Source organism: Trichlorobacter ammonificans (assembly GCF_933509905.1).
Classification (GTDB): Bacteria; Desulfobacterota; Desulfuromonadia; order Geobacterales; family Pseudopelobacteraceae; genus Trichlorobacter; species Trichlorobacter ammonificans.
In genome coordinates this window covers 524206-542300 of record NZ_OW150024.1, presented here as the reverse complement: position 1 = coordinate 542300, position 18095 = coordinate 524206, and the positions used below count along the sequence as shown (strand labels likewise).

Below are 18095 nucleotides of genomic sequence, written 5' to 3'. Positions count from 1 at the left end.
TCCGTGTTTCCGCCGGCAGCTGTTCCTCCCTGCCCTTTGCTCCGCAGGCCCGATCCGGCGCTCTTTGCCGGGGCGCGTGCCCGCATCGACCGCCAGTACCGGCTCTGGGCGGCCACCAGCCCGGCTCCCCTGCCGGCTCCCGGCCTGGTGATTGTGCCGGAGCTGCGTTGCCAGTCGGAATTGTATCTGCCCATCGCCGAACTCCGCCGCGTTTTTCACCGTTTTTACCGCTTCAGCCTGAACTTCCCCCCGCACCTGAACAGCACCCCCTTTTCCGGTGCGCTCTCCTGGGCCGATCTCTACGGTACCCTGCCCGCCCCCTTCCAGCTCTCCCCGAACCCCGCACGACTGCTGGAGCGGTTGCTGCTCGACCCGTCCCTGCACTGCCGGTTTCTGTTCCACTCCTTCCTGCCGGCCCGTTACAACGGTGCCGGCTTCGGGCGGTATCCGGAGCAGCGCACTTTCCTGGGGGAGCTGTGCAGACAGCGCCGACAGGCGGGGCACCAGACGTTTCGCTGTCTTGACGCCGCCTGCGGCAGCGGTGAAGGGACCTGGGAGTTGGCGGAGCAGGTGATGGCGGCCGGTTGGCAACCGGCAGAGGCGCGGATCGAAGGCTGGACGCTGGACCCCCTTGAGGTCTGGGCAGCCCGTCAACGCTGCCTGCCCCACGCTCCGGCACGGCAAACAGAGTACCACACCAGAACCGAAGCTCTTGTAATGGCTGGCTGGGGGGAACGGATAACTTTCAGCGTCGTGAACCTGCTGGACGCCGACCCGGCAGGCGACGCCGACTTTGACCTGATTCTCTGCAACGGACTGCTGGGAGGGCCACTGCTCAACCAACCGGCGGCGATGCTGCGGCTCATCGAACGACTGGCCGCAGTGCTGCGTCCCGGAGGGTATCTGCTGGCAGCCGACCGCTTCCACGGCGGCTGGAAACAGCAGAGCCCCGGGGAACTCCTCGGGGCTCTGCTGGCAGCTGCCGGACTACGTCCGGAACGGCTTGGCGAGGGAATGGCCGGAATCAGAACCTGACCAACAGTCCTCCCCAGGAAAGACCGCCGCCAAAGCCCATGACCAGCACCAGCTGCCCCGGCTTGATGGTGCCGTTACGGCGGAACTCGTCCAACGCCAGTGCCACCGACGCGGCGGCGGTATTGCCGTACTTCTGCAGGTTCACCAGGAATTTTTCCTTGGGGATGTCGTGTTTTTTGGAAACAGCATCGAGAATGCGGAGGTTTGCCTGGTGGGGAATCAGCCAGTCCAGATCGGCGGGGGTGATGCCGGCCATGTCGCAGACGGTCTTGATCAGCTCAGGAATCGCCTCGGTTGCAAAGACGTAGACCGGCTTGCCCGACATATAGAAGGTGTTCTCTTTAGCTGCAATGGTTTCGGCAGTGATCGGCTTGCGGGAGCCGGAGGACGGGACCTGAATCAGGGGCCAGCCGTTACCGTCGGTACGGATGAAAGAATGCAGGATGCCGGTGTCCGGCTGATCGGTAACCCGCAGCACAACAGCAGCGGCGCCGTCGCCGAACAGGGGACAGGTGGTCTTGTCGTTGAAATCCAGAATTTTTGAGTAGGTGTCGGCGCCGATCACCAGAGCGGTACGGGCCTTGCCGGCGCGGATAAAGCTGTCGGCCGTATCCAGGGCAAAGACGAAGCTGCCGCAGACCGAATTCAGATCAAAGGCAAAGGCGTTCTGGGCACCGATCTCCTTCTGCACCATGCAGGCGGTGGCCGGCAGGATCATATCCGGCGTAGAAGTTCCCACGACAATGCAGTCGATCTCGGCCGCCGTGATGCCTGCATTTTCCAGAGCTGCCCGGGCCGCACGCACGGCAAGGTCGGAGGTCGACTCTTCCGGTTTGACGAAGCGTCGTTCCCTGATACCGGTACGGGAACTGATCCATTCGTCGGGATCATCCACCAGGTAGGAGAAAAAATCATTGCCGACAATCCGTTCCGGAATGCCGGCGCCGCTGCCGATAATGTGCGCGTGTCTCATGGCCTCATTTATGGCACACGCAAACGGCGTTTGTCAAATATCGTTTTCGCGGCCAGACTCCCGAAACGCACTGACCAGATCCACCACCGCAAAGCCCCAGACCCCCAGAAACGACGCCAGCAGCGCCTTGCCCCAGACGGCATGGGGCTGGATCTGGGCCAGCAGCAGTTCGGGGGTAATCGGCGTACCGGCAAGCCGGGCGCCAATCAGCGGTGCCGACAGCTTCATTGCCAGAAAAAGGGCGGCCAGCAGCAGCAGGTTGACCGCCACCAGCAGCAGCGCTCCCTTGAGCTTGCGGCCCAGGTAGAGCTGCCCCAGCCCCGGCAGAACAAAAGCGGAGAGGAGTAAAGCGATCAGCGGACGTTTCATGGTGAACCTTTCTGCGCCAGCATGGCGATCATTTCGCTGTGCAGGCAGCCGTTGGAGGCGAGTATCCGGTGGGTACGGATTGCATACGGAGCACCGTCAAAGGAGGTCACTATCCCCCCCGCCTCCCGTACCAGCAGGGTGCCGGCCGCGACGTCCCAGGGTTTCAACTTTACCTCCCAGAAGCCGTCCAGCCGGCCGGCCGCCAAGTAGGCCAGATCGAGGGCGGCGGCCCCGGCGCGGCGGATGCCGCGGGCAGCTTTCTGGAAGCGGATGAACTGGTCGAAATTATTTTCAGGATCGGTGGCGCAGTCGTAGGGGAAGCCGGTGGCCAGCAGGGCGCCGGCCAGGGGGGCACGCTGCGATACCGTCAGGCGGCGGCCGTTCATGAAGGCCCCGCCGCCGGCCGTGGCGGTAAACAGCTCATCGGTCATCGGGTTGTAGATCACGCCCACTGCCAGCTCGCCGTCCCGTTCCAAGGCGATGGAGGAACAGAACCAGGGGTAGCCGTGGGCAAAATTGGTCGTGCCGTCAATCGGGTCGATCACCCAGACATGACGACCGTCGCCGTCGGGATACCTCCCCTCCTCGGCCAGGATACCGTGACCGGGAAACCGCTCCAGCAGGCAGCCGACAATCACGGCTTCGGAGGCGGTATCCAGTTCGGTGACCAGATCCTTAGCCCCTTTCAAGTCGACGGTGAAGGAGGAAGCGAACCGTGACCGCTGCAGGCGGCCGGCAGCCAGGGCGGCTTCTACGGCGACATCGAGATACGTGGTAAGCATTGGCAGGTCCTTCGTTGCAGATACCGGATGATACCGGTGCATGGACATGCCTTAGCAGAATCCGTTGCTTATGGCAAGGTGCCGCCGTTGCCGGACAGCTTGCGCAGAGCCGTGGCAAGATTCGCCTGGTCTTCGGCCGTCGGCGTCAGGCTGCCGATCCCCTTCAGCCAGAAGCGGTTGCTGGCGGTGGCCCCAAGAGTCTCGATCTCCATCTCCACCGGAAACAGCGAATAGAAGCTGAAGACCCGCAGCAGTGAGGCGAGGAACCCCAACTGGTCCGGCCCGGTCAGCTCCACCAGCAGCGAGCCGCCATGGGCGCTGTCCCGCTTAACGCTGAGCCGTTCCAGGCGTACCCAGGGCAGGGTGGAGCGAACCGCCGGAGGCGTGCTGGCCATGGCACAGTAATCGAGCCGTTCCGGGACCTTCAGGAGCGGCGGCATTTCAAGCTCGAAACGGGCTTCCCAGGTGATGGCCGATATCTTGCGCCCCGCTCCGCGCAGCACGCTGATCTGCTCGTCGGCAAGGCGACCGGCCAGATAGCCGGACCACCCCGGCTTGAGATACCCCCGCAGATCCAGTCCATAACGGCTGCCCTTGATCAGGGTGATGGTGGCATGGGGGGCAAGTGATGAAAAGGTGCTGGCTTCTGCTGACATTGCTGCCTCCTGGTACACGCATGATAGCCATGTACGCGCAAAAGCTGTACCAGCCTTTCTTAACCTGTTTTCGGCATCTTACCCCTAAAGAGCACAACAGGCTGCCCAGAATACGGGCAGCCTGTTGTCATTTTTAGGCAGGACAGGCCGGTTCACTACAGCAGCGACAGATGTTCCGGGCAGCATGCCGGCTAGCGGGAGAACTCCGGCGGCAGCCCCGCGGCGTTGGCTTCCTCCACCAAGCGGTTGAAGCGCAGGCGGACCGCCTCGTACTCTGCATTGAGCCGTCTGTTGCGGGCGTTCAACTCGTCGATCTTCTGCCGGCTCAGGGCAGTCTTGCCGTCTCCCCCCTCGCGCCGGGCCTGCTCGAACTGCCCCTCGACCTCCGCAAGCTGCCCCCGCAGCGCCCTGAAGGCCGCCCGCCACTCTCCGGCGGTACGGTTGCCGTAACGGATCGACAGTTCCTGTCCCGGTGCTGCCGCAGGAGCTTCGGCAGCCTTCGACGGCGTCCCGGCATGGGGAGCTGCCGGCGGTGGCGTTTGGCGGCTCGCCGGTTCAGCCGGCACGGTCGCCGGAAATGACGGAGCGCCATCGTCCCGTTGCCGGAGCTGGTGACGGAACCCCATAGGAACCGTGGCGGGATTGTCGGTGAAGTGCACGGTACCGGCGGCATCGGTCCAGGACCAGGTCGCCGCCTCCGCTACAAGCGGCGTGATGAATACGAGTACTGCCAGCAGCCGTTTCATCGCTGCACCTCCGTTTCTTCCCGCCGGTCTACCGCTCCCCGAAGATGGCGGTCCCCACCCGCACCAGGGTGGCCCCTTCCTCGACGGCCACCTCGAAGTCGCCGGACATCCCCATGGAAAGCCGCTCCATGGCAACCCCCGGAATCGCCTCCTCCCTGATCCGGTCAGCCAGCAGGCGCAACTCGCGGAAGTAGGGACGGGCCTCCTCGGGGTCATCGAAAAACGGCGGCATGGTCATCAAACCCTGCACCCGCAGGTGGGGCAGCCGGGCGATCTCCCGCACCAGGGCCAGGGCCTCCGCCGCGGTGGTGCCGGACTTGCTGGCCTCGCCGGAGACGTTTACCTGCACCAGCAGGTTGCAGACCTTCTCCAGACGTCCCCACTGACGGCTCAGCTCCCGGGCCAGCGACAGGCGGTCCACGGAATGGATCAGGCTGGTCAGGCCGGCGATCTGCCGCACCTTGTTGGACTGCAGGTGGCCGATGACGTGCCACTCCACCGGCTCGTGCAGGTCCGCCGCCTTGGCCACCAGTTCCTGGACGTAATTTTCACCAAAAATCCGCTGCCCTGCCCGGAACGCCTCCCGGACATCCTCCGCCGGGCGGGTCTTGGAGACCGCAACCAGTTCCACGGTACGGGGGTCCCGGCCGCAGCGTCCGCAGGCGGCGGCGATCCGGTGCCGCACCGTGGCAAGATGTTCAGCGATGACACTCATGACTGTTCCAGCGCCCCCATCCGGCGCAGGGTCTCCACCAGTTCGCAGGTGGGGAGCCCCACCACGTTGGTGTAGGAGCCGCGGATCTCCCGCACGAAGTGGGCCGCTCCCCCCTGGATGGCGTAGGCCCCCGCCTTGTCCAGGGGACAGCCGGTGGCAACGTACGCTTCGATCTCCCGACGGTCCAACTGCTTGAACACCACATCGGTGCGCACCGCCCGGCTGACGCAGGCCCCGCCGCTGCGGTCGAACACCGCGTAGGCGGTGATCACCTGATGGCTGCGACCGGAGAGGTCCGCGAGCATGGCTTCCGCCTCGGCTTCGTCCTTCGGTTTGCCCATGATCCGCCCTTCCAGCACTACGATGGTGTCGGCGCCGATGAACCAGCGTCCCGATGCCTCACGGGCCGCAGCGGCCCGGGCCTTTTCCTCGGCCAACCGCATGGCGTGGGCCGCCGCTTCCTCGCCGGGAAGGGGCTCCTCGGGGATGTCGGCCGGCGCGACGCGGAACGGCACGCCGGCCAGTTCAAGAAGCTCCGAACGGCGGGGCGATGCCGATGCCAGAACGATCTCACCCACGGTTGTCACGCTCCCTCTGGCGCTGCTGCTCCGCCTCCAGGGCCTGCCAGTGGGCCTTCCAGTCCTTCTTGCGCACCTTGTGCAACAGAAAAACACCGGGAATGATCACCACTCCCCAGAAGATGTTCATGGCCGCGCCGTTGATCAGGCCGTACACCAGCGACACAACTCCCATCAGCAGCAACACCGCCTCAAGTGACAGAATACGTCCTATCAACGAGGTTTCCTGCCGTTCCTTTGCATCGTCATGCTGCATGGTTGATACCTTTCCAGGGAAATATCTTGCCGGGGTTGAGAATATTGTTCGGGTCCAGCGCCAGCTTGATCGACTCCATGGTCCTGATCTGGGCCGGGTTCAGCTCCATCTCGATGTACGGCTGCTTGGCCAGCCCCACCCCGTGCTCGCCGGACATGGTGCCGTCCAGGTCCAGGGCGGCCTGGAACACCTCCCGGATCGCGCTGTGGGCTTTTTCCTCCTGGCCGGGAATCTCCTTGTTGATCATCACGTTGACATGGATATTGCCGTCGCCGGCATGGCCGAAGTTGACGATCGGGATGTCGTATTTCCGCTGGATGGTCTCGATCCGGCGGATCACCTCCGGCACTTTGCTGCGCGGCACCACGATATCCTCGTTGTACTTGTGCGGATTGACATCCCGCAGGCTGGGGGAGACCAGTCGCCGCACCTTCCAGAGCGCCTCCGATTCGGCGGCATCTTTGGCGATGGTGCACTGCACCAGCCCCAGGGGCCGGATCAGCTCCTGGATGCGGGCCGCCTGCTTGTCCACCAGGTCGCTATCGCCGTCCACCTCGATCAGCAGCACGGCCCGTCCCTCCGCCGGAATCCCCAGATTGAAGCGCCGTTCCACGCACTGCAGGGTGGCGTAGTCCATGAACTCGAGCGTCGTGGGGATGATCTTGGCGCCGATGATGGTGGAGACGGCACGGGCCGCGCCGTCGATGGAATCGAAGATGGTCAGCATGGTCTTCTTCGCTTCAGGCAACGGCAGCAGTTTGAAGATGATCTTGGTGATCACCCCCAGGGTCCCTTCACTGCCGCAGAGCAGCCGGGTCAGGTCGTACCCCACCACCGCCTTGTAGGTCTCGGTGCCGGTGCGGATGATTTCGCCGGTGGGCAGCACCACCTCCAGCCCCATGACGAAATCGCGGGTTACCCCGTACTTGACGCAGCGGGGACCGCCGGCGTTTTCCGCCACGTTTCCCCCCAGGGTGGAGAACTTGAGCGACGCCGGGTCGGGCGGGTAGAACAGCCCCAGCTTTTCCACCGCGATCTGGAACTCCTCCGTCACCAGTCCCGGCTCCACCTCGGCGATCAGGTTCTCGGTATCGATCCGCAGGATACGGTTCATGCGGGTGGTGACCAGCACCACACCGCCGCCGGTGGGCAGCGCCCCGCCGGTGAAGCCGCTGCCGGCGCCGCGGGGAAAGACCGGAAAGCAGCACCGGTTGGCCAGTCTCAGAACCGCCGCCACCTCCTCCGCAGTGGCCGGATGCACCACGGCGGCGGGTAAAAATTCCATCTGGGTGGCGTCGTAGCCGTAGCAGATCAGGTCCTGCTTTTCCACGGCAACGTTCTCCGTTCCCACAATGGCACAAAGCTCCCGGTATATGTGCGGATCGAGCATGAACTACCTCTCTGGCAGGAAAATGAACTGAAAGTGTACCCGATAGGATTGAGCCTTGGCAAGACGATTCCCTGTTGCCTGGAGCCGCCGCTTCCCGTAGAATGTGCGCCACTTTTCTCCGGGAGCGCCCATGACCGTCCTCGCCATCACCGACATCCCCCGCATGACCGACCTGTTCGAACGGCTCGCCCGCGACCGCGACGATCTGGTGGCGGTCAGCGATATCCATCGCGGCGTGGAGGAGCTGGAACGGCTGAAACCGGGGGTCGTGATCATCCAGAATCATCTCTCCGGACTTTCGGCCGACATCCTGCTCAAGCACCTGAAGTCCCGCATCGGCCGCCGTCGCTGCCGCTTCATCCTGATCAGCCCGTCGGAAACCCTGGAGGTGGAAACCTCCGGCAGGTTCGAGGGAATCATGGACCCGGCCCAGTCGGACGACGAACTCTGCTCCATCCTGGATGCCTTCACCCATGCCGCCGATCAGCGCAGCGGCGAGATAACGGAGCTGCCCGAGGCACAAGCGGACGTCCCCCCCAGGCCTGACCGCCTTTTTCAGGAGTTCCCCCCGGAAAGCGGCTCCGATGCAGCCTCATCCCCTGCCGGGGAACCAGAGCCGGCGACCGGGGAGAACCTGCCGGAACCGCTGACCTACGAGCGGCCCCGCCGGGGGGCGCGCTCGGTGATTTCCGCCTTCAGCCAGCACCTGGACAACAGCTCCGAGGAGCTGCCGACACCGGACACCACTGCTGCTCCGTCGCTGTCCGGCTATCAGCGGGAGCCCTTTCACCTGCGCGACGACCTGGTGATCACCGACATCGAGGAAACGCTCCCCTGGTATCGCCGCAGTTGGGTAGCGATACTGGCGCTTACCGTTATTATGGCGCTGGCGGTGACCGTCTACCAGCTCAGGCACAGCCCCGGCACCGCGACGAGCGCCCCGCCGGCGGAGTCCGCCAAGCCGGCAAAACCCGCCCCACCGACACCCGACGCAGCGCAACCGGCGGCAAAATCCCAGGCCGCTCACAGCTCGACGCTCCAGACCGACAAACCCTTTGCCGCGCACGGCACCGGCCGCCCCCGGGAACTCCCCTCCTTCGTCCCCCGCGACGGCCACGACAAGGGCTACGCCAAGGAGCATCCGGGGTGGGAACGCTACCTGGGGCAAGCCCATGAATACCGGGTCTTCCGGGAAAAGGACGGCGCCATCCGCTCCATCCAGGTACTGGACCGAAGCGGTGCCGGCATCCAAGAGTCGTTCTACGTCACCATGCTGAAAGGAGTGGCCGGTACTGCGGCCATGCGACCGGTCTCCTCGGAAATCAAGGAGGGATACGAAATCCGCCGGGGCGATGCCGGAGGATTGCAGGTGGTGCAGTATCGGGATGCGCAGGGGGGACGGTTGCGGGGGATCGTGGTCATCTGGCCCTGAGTCCGCCCCGGAGGGCATCCCGCGGCAAGAAAATCCCCCGGAAGGTGAGCCTTCCGGGGGTTGCTTTTTAGAACTGGTAGTTACAGGCTCTAGTGGGCTAGAAAAGCTTGGATTTCTACTGGCAACGCACATCGCCCGTATACTAAGAAATAAAGTATTTATGCTGTGGGCAGTTCTCCGAAACGCGCCGGCAACTCCTCCAGGGAGGTCACGACAAGATTCGCCTGGGCCAGCCGGTCCGCGGAATAACTGTTGGTGACCGCCACCACCCGCAGGCCGGCACCGGTGGCTGAGGCAATCCCCGCCGGTGTGTCCTCAATGGCGCAGGAGTGCTCCGCATCCCGGAGTTCCGGATAGAGGGTGCGCAGCTTTTCGAAGGCCAGACGGTAACTGGCCGGGTCCGGTTTGCTGTGTTCCACGTCCTCAGCCGTGACGATGCAGGAGAAGCAATCGCCGATTGCCAGCCCGGCCAGAATCGGCTCGATGTCGCTCCGCAGGGCGCCGCTGCAGACCGCCAGCGGCACCTCCTCGGCCCGTAATCGTCGGATCAACGCCACCACCCCTGGATAGGGGGGCACCCCTTGCGCCACGATCTCCTGAAACAGCTCGGCCTTGCGCTCTATCAGCCGCTCCAGCTCTTCCCGGGGGAGCGGCCGGCCGCCGACCGCGAACGCCTCGCGAAAGGCATCCCGATCGTCAAATCCCATGTACGTGCGGCAGTACTCCTCCCAACTGTAGCCAAGTCCCAGCGGGGTCAGGAGCTCTTGAAAGGCCCGGTAATGCAGCGGCTCGGTATCGACAATGACACCGTCAAAATCGAAGATCACGGATTGGGGATACATGACGGAACGTACTTCCTTTCAGGGATGGAGTCTCTCTACACGGAAAGAGGGCAGACTGGCCAAGTCTGCCCTCTTCTCATAAACGGAGCAGGTGCGGCTAGCGCGCTTTCGGCAGCGGCGACGCAATGGAAGCGGCCACGTCGATAGCCCGGCTGGGGTCGCAGAGGTTGTCGGTACCACCGGCAATCTTCGTACGGATACGGGCATTGACGCGGGCAAGATCGAGGCCGTTGGCGGCAACCAGTTCCGCAAGCACCTCTTCGGTGGCGATAATGTGATAGGCCATACTTTCAGCTTTCCGGACCAGAACATCGAGCGTCTCGCTCAAATTCGTCACCAGGTTCGACAACGCAGTGAGGTTCTGCACCAGCAGTTGGTCCGCTGCCAGTTCGGCAGCCACCGTCTTCGGCGTGTGTGCGGCAGCCGGAGCGGCCTTCCTGGCTGCTGCCGTGCCGGTCGTTTTTGCGGCTTTTTTCACGGCCATGGTACATGCTCCTTTCGATGCTGGATTATGGCGCTGATATGGGCTGCTGCCTGAAAAGGCAGCGTAATCGTACCACCCTTTTTCCACAGGTCAAGCATCAAAAAACACACTTTTCACCCCCCCTGAGCACACCCTGTCCAAAAATGGCACGACAGGACGGAAAATCCCGCATAACCTCCCTACAATGGAGGAGATTTTTCCTTGACAGCTTCAGGCCTTTTGCATACTGTATACAAACTTTTTTCAGGCCTCGACAAACCGCCTTCAACCAACCGATTTCACTACGTATTTCTTGAGCCTGTTGCCGTTTTAGTCATACTGTATTTCGCTCACGGCGACTGCCGCACCGTCGTTCGATTCGCCGGGCAGATCAGCTACCACACCCAAGGAGAAGAGACCGCAATGACAACGCACAAGATCATCTGGACCGAGATTGATGAAGCACCCGCATTGGCAACCTATTCGTTGCTCCCGATTGTTCAGGCATTCACCAAGGGCACCGGCGTTGAGGTCGAAACCCGTGACATCTCCGTTTCCGGCCGCATCATTGCCACGTTCCCGGAATGCCTGACTCCGGAGCAGCGGATTCCCGACTACCTCGCGCAGCTGGGTGAACTCTCCCTGACCCCGGAAGCCAACATCATCAAACTGCCCAATATCAGCGCCTCGGTTCCCCAACTCAAGGAAGCCATCGCCGAATTGCAGGCTAAAGGGTACAAGGTCCCCGATTACCCGGAAAACCCCCAGACCGACGAAGAAAAGGCAATCGCCGAGAAGTACGCCAAGGTGCTGGGCAGCGCCGTGAACCCGGTGCTGCGCGAAGGCAACTCCGACCGCCGCGCTCCGATCTCCGTCAAGAACTTCTCCAAGAAAAACCCCCACAAGCTGTCTGCCTGGGCTGCCGACTCCAAGTCAGAAGTCGCCCACATGAGCGCCGGCGACTTCTACGGCAACGAGAAGTCGGTCTGCTTGGAAGATGGTGGCGAATTCAAGATCGAGTTCGTCGGCGCCGACGGCTCGCTCAAGGTTCTGAAGAGCGGCCTCAAGGCATCCAAGGGTGAAGTGCTCGACGCCACCTTCATGAGCAAGAAGGCCCTGCGCGCCTTCTACGCCGAGCAGATCGCCGACGCCAAGAAGAACGGCCAGCTGCTCTCCCTGCATCTGAAAGCCACCATGATGAAGGTCTCCGATCCGATCATGTTCGGCCACGCCGTGGAAGTGTTCTACAAGGAAGTCTTCGAGAAGCACGCCGCCACCTTCAAACAGATCGGCGTTAATCCCAACATGGGCCTGGGCGACCTCTACAAGAAAATCGAAGCCCTGCCGGCCGACAAGAAGGCCGAGATCGAAGCCGATATCAAGGCCGTCTATGCCAGCGCACCGGCCCTGGCCATGGTGGATTCCGACAAGGGGATTACCAACCTGCACGTACCCAACGACATCATCGTTGACGCCTCCATGCCGGTGGTGGTGCGTGACGGCGGCAAGATGTGGAATGCCGAGGGCAAGCTGCAGGACACCAAGGCCCTGATCCCGGACCGCTGCTACGCCACCATGTACAAGGAGATCGTCGAGGACTGCAAGAAGAACGGTGCCTTCGATCCCGCTACCATGGGTTCGGTCCCCAACGTCGGCCTGATGGCGCAGAAGGCCGAAGAATACGGCTCCCACCCCACCACCTTCGAAATTCCGGCCGACGGCACCGTCAAGGTTGTTGCCGCCGACGGCACCGTCCTCATGGAATCCAAGGTTGAGCAGGGCGACATCTGGCGTATGTCCCGCGTCAAGGATATTCCGATCCAGGACTGGGTCAAACTGGCCGTCAACCGTGCCAAGGCCACCGGCGCCCATGCCGTGTTCTGGCTGGACAAAAACCGCGCTCACGATGCCCAGATCATCGCCAAGGTGGAAACGTATCTGAAGAATCACGACACTACCGGCCTGACCATCAAGATCCTTGCCCCGGTCGAGGCGATGCGCTACTCCCTGGAGCGGATCCGCAAAGGTGAAGACACCATCTCCGTTACCGGCAACGTGCTGCGCGACTACCTGACCGACCTGTTCCCGATCCTGGAGCTGGGCACCAGCGCCAAGATGCTCTCCATCGTGCCGCTCTTGGCCGGTGGCGGCCTGTTCGAAACCGGCGCGGGCGGTTCCGCTCCCAAGCACGTGCAGCAGTTCGTCAAGGAAGGGTACCTGCGTTGGGACTCTCTGGGCGAGTTCTCCGCTCTGGCCGCCTCCCTGGAGCACCTGGGGACCCAGTTCAAGAACGCCAAGGCCCTGGTGCTGGCTGAGACGCTGGACCAGGCTATCGCCAAGTTCCTGGACAACAACAAGTCGCCCGCCCGCAAGGTCGGCCAGATCGACAACCGCGGCAGCCACTTCTATCTGGCCCTCTACTGGGCCGAGGCCCTGGCCGCCCAGACCAAGGACGCCGAACTGAAGACCAAGTTCGAGAAGATCGCCAAACAACTGGCTGATAACGAAGTCAAGATCAACGAGGAACTGATCGGCGCCCAGGGCAAGCCGGTGGATATGGGCGGCTACTATCGTCCGGACCCGGCCAAGACCGCTGCCGCAATGCGGCCGAGTCCGACGCTGAACGCCATCATCGACGGCATCGCCTGATTCATGACCGCGGGGGAAAGGGTTTTTGGCTCTTTCCCCCCACCCAATTTCCTGATATATTTATGCACTTGTTCACTCTGAAGCACAACACAACCACAGTAAGGAGGAATCAGCATGGCACGTAAAAAGATAGCACTTATCGGTGGCGGCCAGATCGGCGGCGTTCTTGCACAACTCTGCGCCCTGCGCGAACTGGGTGACGTCGTGATGTTCGACATCGTCGAAGGCATGCCCCAGGGCAAGATGCTGGACATCGCCGAGGCATCACCGGTTGACGGCTTCGACGTCTGCCTGCAGGGTACCCAGGACTACAAGGACATCGCAGGCTCCGACGTGGTCATCGTCACCGCCGGCCTGCCCCGCAAGCCCGGCATGAGCCGTGACGACCTGATTGTCACCAACTCCAAGATCATGACCTCGGTCGCCGAAGGGATCAAGCAGTACGCTCCCAACGCCTTCGTCATCGTCATCTCCAACCCGCTGGACGCCATGGTGACCCTCTGCCAGAAGATCACCGGCATCCCCCATAACCGCGTGGTCGGCCAGGCCGGCGTGCTGGACTCCGCCCGCTTTGCCACCTTCATCGCCTGGGAGCTGGGTGTTTCCGTGAAGGACGTTGTTGCCATGACCCTGGGCGGCCACGGCGACGACATGGTGCCCCTGGTTCGCTACGCCAGCGTTCAGGGCATCCCGGTCATGGAGCTGCTGGAGCAGAAGTACGGCGCCGAGAAGGCGAAGGAAGTCATGGAAGCCATGGTCAAGCGTACCCGTCTGGCCGGTGGCGAAGTGGTCGCCCTGCTCAAGACCGGTTCCGCCTTCTACTCCCCGGCTTCCTCCGCCATCGCCATGGCCGAGTCGGTGCTGAAGGATCAGAAGCGCGTTCTGCCCACCTGCTGCTACCTGCAGGGTGAGTTCGGCGTGAACGGCTACTACGTCGGCGTTCCGGCCGTGTTGGGCGAAAAGGGTGTGGAAAACATCCTCCAGTTCAAGCTGGACGCAGAAGAGCAGGCCATGATGGACAAGTCTGTCGCCGCCGTTAAAGGTCTGGTGGACAGCCTGGACAGCATCCTGAACGGCTGATTTTAACCGGACTTCCCGGTGGCTGCTAAAAAGAAGGGCGGCACGAGCCGCCCTTCTTTTGGCGCATCAGGGGGCCGCTATTTTACACTTCCGAATACGGATAAAAGGAGTACACGCCAGATGTCAGAAGAGAAAAAGTTGCCAAGAATCGAGATCATCGAGAAATACTGTAAGGGGTGTCACATCTGTGTGGAGTTCTGCCCCAAGAAGGTTCTCGAGATGAAGGGTTTCGTGGTTGCCGTGAAAGACCTGGAAGCCTGCATCAAGTGTATGCAGTGCGAACTGCGCTGCCCCGACTTCGCCATCAAAGTCCACGCTGAATAACGAGACGGGAGGAATTTACTGTGTCCAAGAAAGTTGCGTTTTTGCAGGGTAACGAAGCGGCAGCACACGGCGCCTTGTACGCCGGCTGCAAATTCTTCGCCGGTTACCCCATTACCCCCTCAACCGAAGTGGCTGAGGTGATGTCCGTTGAGCTGCCCAAGGTGGGCGGCAAGTTCATCCAGATGGAAGACGAGATCGGTGCCATGGCTGCTCTGCTGGGCGGTGCCCTGGCAGGCAAGAAGGCCCTGACCTCCACCTCCGGCCCCGGCCTGTCCCTCAAGCAGGAGCTGATCGGCTACGGCTGCATCGCCGAGATTCCCTGCGTTGTGTATAACGTCATGCGCGGCGGCCCTTCCACCGGCATGCCCACCGGTCCGTCCCAGTCCGACGTGATGTGCGCCCGCTGGGGCACCCACGGCGACCACGCCACCATCGCCCTGATGCCTGCCTCCGTGCAGGAAACCTATGAGATGGTGGTCCGGGCCTTCAACCTGGCCGAGAAGTACCGTATTCCGGTCCACGTCCTGCCGGACGAAATCGTTGCCCACATGCGTGAGCGGATCGTGTTCCCCGAGCCGGGCGAACTGGAAGTGATCGACCGTGCCGCCCCCACGGTACCGCCTGCTGAATACAAGCCCTACGACACCTCGTTCGGCGATGTGCCCCCGCTGGCCGCCTTCGGTTCCGGCTACAAGTTCCACGTGACCGGCCTGAACAAGCTGCCGGACGGCTTCCCCACCACCAAGGCCGAGTACGTTCAAGCCGAGGAAGAGCGCCAGATCCGCAAGGTTATGGCTAACGTGGACGACATTGTCGACTTTGAAGAGTATATGCTGGACGACGCTGAAATCGCCGTGGTTGCCTACGGCTCCACCTCCCGCTCCGCCCGTTACGCCGTCAACGTTGCCCGTGAGCAGGGGATCAAGGCCGGCATGTTCCGGATCAAGACCTTCTGGCCCTTCCCGGACAAGCAGATCAAGGCCCTGGCTCAAAAAGTCAAAGGGTTCATCGTTCCTGAAATGAACCTGGGTATGTGCAGCCTGGAGATCGAGCGCTGTTCTCTGGGCAAGGCTCTGGTTCTGGGCATCAACCGCGTCGACGGTGAGCCGATCAATCCCGACCAGATCCTCGAGAAGATGAAGGAGGTTAAGTAACCATGGCTTATGATTATGAAAGCAGGATTCGTCCCGGAAAGCTCCCCCATATCTGGTGTCCCGGCTGCGGGCACGGCATCGTCATGAAGGGTCTGATCCGGGCGATGGATTCTCTCAACCTGAAAAAAGAAAACACCTGCATCGTGTCCGGTATCGGCTGCGCTTCCCGTCTTCCCGGCTACATTGACTGCTGCACCCTGCACACCGCCCACGGTCGTGCCGCAGCATTCGCCACCGGCGTCAAGCTGGCCAAACCGGAAATGGACGTGATCCTGGTGGGCGGCGACGGCGACGGTACCGCCATCGGCGGCAACCACTTCATCCATGCCTGCCGCCGTAACATCAACATGACCTACATCGTCATGAACAACTACATCTACGGCATGACCGGCGGTCAGTTCTCCCCCACCACGCCGCACCTGCACAGGGCGTCCACCACCCCCTACGGGAACCCGGACCCCTCCTTCGACATCGCCAAGCTGGCCATCGGCGCCGGTGCAACCTTCGTGGCGCGGGGTACCGCCTACCACGCCACCCAGATCGACAAGCTGATTGCCGAAGCGATCCAGCACAAGGGCTTCTCCGTGGTCGAAATCCTGGATGACTGCCCCACCACCTACGGCCGCCGCAACAAGTTCAAGTCGGTGGTCGAGATGATGAACCGCCTGAAGGATGTTGCCGTACCGGTCAAAGCTGCCGAGAAGATGACCGCCGAGCAGTTGCAGGGCAAGGTGCTCACCGGCGTGCTGTACAAGGAAGAGAAGCCGGAGTACTGCGAAGAGTATGCAAAGGTGATCGAACGGGCCCAAGGCGGCGCAAAATAATTCATCTCGTCGAAAAAGGAGAAGATAGATGTCAAGGTATGAATTGCGCTTTTCCGGCGCCGGCGGACAGGGTCTGATCACTGCGGGGATCATCCTTGCCGAGGCAGCCTCCATCCATGAAGGAAAGCAGTCGGTCCAGTCCCAGAGCTACGGCCCTGAGGCACGGGGCGGCGCTTCCAAGTCCGAGGTCATCATTTCCGATGCCCCGATCGACTACCCCAAGGTCACCAAGTGTGACGCCCTGCTGGCGCTCACCCAGGAGGCCTGCAACAAGTACAGCGACGACCTGAAAGAAGGCGGCATCCTGCTGTACGACACCGACCTGGTCACCAAGCTGCCGGAAGGCAACTTCAAGCGGGTCGGCTTCAACATCATCAACACCGCCAAGAACGAAGTGGGCCGCGAAATCGTTGCCAACATCGTTGCCCTGGGGGCCATGGTGGCGCTGACCGGCGTGGTTTCCCGCGAGAACGGCGAAAAGGCCGTGCTGTCCCGGGTTCCCGAGGCGTTCCTGGAGCTGAACAAGAAGGCCTACGCCGCTGGCTTCGAAAAAGCCAAGGCAGCTGCCGGCGCCTGATTTTACGCCACATTTCGCCGTATCCAACGGCCCGGTGCGACGCTGCACCGGGCCGTTGCCGTTTCACCGTGCCTGCTTAGGTTACAACAACATCATCTTTGTGGCCGCCGCCGCGCCGAGAATCCTGATGATACTGAAAAGGCAGGAGTTTGGCCGACACGAGGAAATCGACACTACATCCTTGCAGCTCCGGGACAGACCGGCCCACCTGACTTCAAAAAGACTGGCTGCGGTGGACACTGATTGATACCGGCACCGGATCAGAGCGCCGTCTCTGACAGGCTGATCATGTGAGATCGTCGTACTGAGAACGCGACGTTTTCACACGCAGACTTGGGAAAAACAAAGGCCACCCCCGAATTCGGGGGTGGCCTTTTCTCACAGAGACTCGCCGTGCTGTTGAGAATCACACCATGATGCTGGTCGTGCCCTTCGCCACGCCACCACGCGCAGAGGGCTTGTTTTCCTTGACCTCCTCGGGCTTGTTCTCGTTGCCGCCCGCGATCATCTGCAACGCCTGCGGCGAGATGGTCACGGTATCGCTTTTCAGAGTCTTTGCCGTTTTCTGTGCATCCTGATTGTCCTGCGGCAGACCGGCAACAACTGTTTCCGATGTGCGCGCCGCAGGGTTGACGTATGGATTGTTCACAGCAAGGCTGGCGGGTGAAAGTTGACTGATCGGCATAATGCTCACCTCCCGAATCGGTTCCTGCTTACCTCAACAAGAATTCATGCATCCCTGGACTTCACGCTCCCCCCCTCCGACGCTGCCAGCATCTGCTGATCCGCATAGGAAAGGTCGGCAGGGGGGGGGATGATCATTTTCAGAATCTCGCGGTAGAGAGCCGGCGAGGTCTGTTTCAACAGCTTCAGTACGTCGGTGTTGCCCATAAACGGCGGATACTGCTTGGTCGCGCTCTGGTAGGAGCGTTTTTGAATGGTGGCCTGCTCCCGTTGTAGCTGCTGACGCTCCCGCTCCTGCTGTACCGCCCCCTTCCGATCGTCAGGCCGGTTGAGAGCTTTGCTCAGGTCAAGAGCTGCACCGGAAATGGTCACACTGTCCTTTGCCGCCTGCCGCGCAGGGGCGACCGTCTCAATGCGGGCCGGCTGCATCGCCTGTGCAGCGGTGACTGCTCCCCCTCCCCTGATCGACGTCAGGGACGAAGCCGTGTCCGGACGAACTGCGGTCAGGTATGTCGCCACGGAAGGGATCATGACGTTCACCTGCGTACCATGACGTAAGTCCTGCA

Annotated in this window: 21 protein-coding genes; 8 read left to right on the top strand and 13 right to left on the bottom strand. The window is 62.1% G+C overall.

Annotation, left to right across the window (positions count from 1 at the left end; genetic code table 11):
* The first annotated feature begins 3 nt into the window (after positions 1-3).
* Positions 4-1035 (top strand): class I SAM-dependent methyltransferase, encoded by a 1032-nt coding sequence (locus tag RAK07_RS02345; RefSeq protein WP_305731253.1) that lies wholly within the window; start codon positions 4-6, stop codon positions 1033-1035.
* Here RAK07_RS02345 and RAK07_RS02340 read toward each other — a convergent pair.
* From RAK07_RS02340 to RAK07_RS02300, 9 genes are all read right to left on the bottom strand, one after another.
* Complete coding sequence (locus RAK07_RS02340) at positions 1025-2008, bottom strand: beta-ketoacyl-ACP synthase III (protein ID WP_305731252.1); 984 nt, start codon at positions 2006-2008, stop codon at positions 1025-1027. The two genes, RAK07_RS02345 and RAK07_RS02340, sit on opposite strands and share 11 nt — an antisense overlap.
* 33 nt (positions 2009-2041) lie before the next feature.
* On the bottom strand, positions 2042-2377 hold the full coding sequence (locus tag RAK07_RS02335) for a DUF6677 family protein (RefSeq protein WP_305731251.1): 336 nt from the start codon (positions 2375-2377) through the stop codon (positions 2042-2044).
* On the bottom strand, positions 2374-3159 hold the full coding sequence (locus RAK07_RS02330; RefSeq protein WP_305731250.1) for an inositol monophosphatase family protein: 786 nt from the start codon (positions 3157-3159) through the stop codon (positions 2374-2376). The genes RAK07_RS02335 and RAK07_RS02330 overlap by 4 nt, the downstream gene beginning before the upstream one ends.
* A 68-nt stretch (positions 3160-3227) precedes the next feature.
* On the bottom strand, positions 3228-3815 hold the full coding sequence (locus tag RAK07_RS02325) for a hypothetical protein (RefSeq protein WP_305731249.1): 588 nt from the start codon (positions 3813-3815) through the stop codon (positions 3228-3230).
* A 191-nt stretch (positions 3816-4006) separates the two neighbouring features.
* Positions 4007-4561 carry a DUF4124 domain-containing protein gene (locus tag RAK07_RS02320; RefSeq protein WP_305731248.1) on the bottom strand — a complete coding sequence of 185 codons (555 nt, stop codon included), beginning with the start codon at positions 4559-4561 and terminating at the stop codon, positions 4007-4009.
* Positions 4562-4589: 28 nt separating this feature from the next.
* The gene (locus RAK07_RS02315) at positions 4590-5276 is read right to left on the bottom strand and encodes a YggS family pyridoxal phosphate-dependent enzyme (RefSeq protein ID WP_305731247.1); all 687 of its coding nucleotides are present in this window, start codon (positions 5274-5276) and stop codon (positions 4590-4592) included.
* Positions 5273-5854, bottom strand: a complete 582-nt coding sequence (locus RAK07_RS02310) for a Maf family nucleotide pyrophosphatase (protein ID WP_305731246.1) — start codon at positions 5852-5854, stop codon at positions 5273-5275. The genes RAK07_RS02315 and RAK07_RS02310 overlap by 4 nt, the downstream gene beginning before the upstream one ends.
* Positions 5847-6110, bottom strand: coding sequence for a hypothetical protein (locus RAK07_RS02305; protein ID WP_305731245.1), 264 nt, complete (start codon positions 6108-6110; stop codon positions 5847-5849). The genes RAK07_RS02310 and RAK07_RS02305 overlap by 8 nt, the downstream gene beginning before the upstream one ends.
* Positions 6100-7500 carry an FAD-binding oxidoreductase gene (locus tag RAK07_RS02300; RefSeq protein ID WP_305731244.1) on the bottom strand — a complete coding sequence of 467 codons (1401 nt, stop codon included), beginning with the start codon at positions 7498-7500 and terminating at the stop codon, positions 6100-6102. The genes RAK07_RS02305 and RAK07_RS02300 overlap by 11 nt, the downstream gene beginning before the upstream one ends.
* Positions 7501-7630: 130 nt before the next feature.
* On the opposite strand from RAK07_RS02300, the gene RAK07_RS02295 reads away from it, so the two are divergent.
* Complete coding sequence (locus RAK07_RS02295; protein ID WP_305731243.1) at positions 7631-8932, top strand: hypothetical protein; 1302 nt, start codon at positions 7631-7633, stop codon at positions 8930-8932.
* Between the two features lie 158 nt (positions 8933-9090).
* On the opposite strand, the gene RAK07_RS02290 is transcribed toward RAK07_RS02295, so the two are convergent.
* Together RAK07_RS02290 and RAK07_RS02285 are read right to left on the bottom strand one after the other, a co-directional pair.
* Complete coding sequence (locus RAK07_RS02290) at positions 9091-9774, bottom strand: HAD family hydrolase (RefSeq protein WP_305731242.1); 684 nt, start codon at positions 9772-9774, stop codon at positions 9091-9093.
* Positions 9775-9871: 97 nt separating this feature from the next.
* Complete coding sequence (locus RAK07_RS02285) at positions 9872-10258, bottom strand: hypothetical protein (RefSeq protein WP_305731241.1); 387 nt, start codon at positions 10256-10258, stop codon at positions 9872-9874.
* Between the two features lie 402 nt (positions 10259-10660).
* On the opposite strand from RAK07_RS02285, the gene RAK07_RS02280 reads away from it, so the two are divergent.
* The 6 genes from RAK07_RS02280 (at position 10661) to RAK07_RS02255 (ending at position 16845) form a co-directional block, all read left to right on the top strand.
* Entirely contained in the window at positions 10661-12886 is a 2226-nt protein-coding gene (locus RAK07_RS02280; RefSeq protein ID WP_305731240.1) for an NADP-dependent isocitrate dehydrogenase, read from the top strand.
* Positions 12887-13000: 114 nt separating this feature from the next.
* A complete protein-coding gene (gene mdh, locus RAK07_RS02275; protein WP_305731239.1) occupies positions 13001-13966 on the top strand; it encodes a malate dehydrogenase in 966 nt (321 codons plus the stop codon).
* Positions 13967-14086: 120 nt separating this feature from the next.
* Positions 14087-14290 (top strand): 4Fe-4S binding protein, encoded by a 204-nt coding sequence (locus RAK07_RS02270; protein ID WP_305731238.1) that lies wholly within the window; start codon positions 14087-14089, stop codon positions 14288-14290.
* Positions 14291-14310: 20 nt separating this feature from the next.
* Complete coding sequence (locus RAK07_RS02265) at positions 14311-15444, top strand: 2-oxoacid:acceptor oxidoreductase subunit alpha (RefSeq protein WP_305731237.1); 1134 nt, start codon at positions 14311-14313, stop codon at positions 15442-15444.
* A gap of 2 nt (positions 15445-15446) precedes the next feature.
* Positions 15447-16268, top strand: coding sequence for a 2-oxoacid:ferredoxin oxidoreductase subunit beta (locus RAK07_RS02260; RefSeq protein WP_305731236.1), 822 nt, complete (start codon positions 15447-15449; stop codon positions 16266-16268).
* A 28-nt stretch (positions 16269-16296) separates the two neighbouring features.
* Positions 16297-16845 (top strand): 2-oxoacid:acceptor oxidoreductase family protein, encoded by a 549-nt coding sequence (locus RAK07_RS02255; protein ID WP_305731235.1) that lies wholly within the window; start codon positions 16297-16299, stop codon positions 16843-16845.
* Positions 16846-17251: 406 nt separating this feature from the next.
* Here RAK07_RS02255 and RAK07_RS02250 read toward each other — a convergent pair whose 3' ends face one another.
* Positions 17252-17530 (bottom strand): hypothetical protein, encoded by a 279-nt coding sequence (locus RAK07_RS02250; RefSeq protein WP_305731234.1) that lies wholly within the window; start codon positions 17528-17530, stop codon positions 17252-17254.
* 44 nt (positions 17531-17574) lie between these two features.
* The gene (locus tag RAK07_RS02245) at positions 17575-18060 is read right to left on the bottom strand and encodes a hypothetical protein (protein WP_305731233.1); all 486 of its coding nucleotides are present in this window, start codon (positions 18058-18060) and stop codon (positions 17575-17577) included.
* Positions 18061-18095 lie beyond the last annotated feature (35 nt).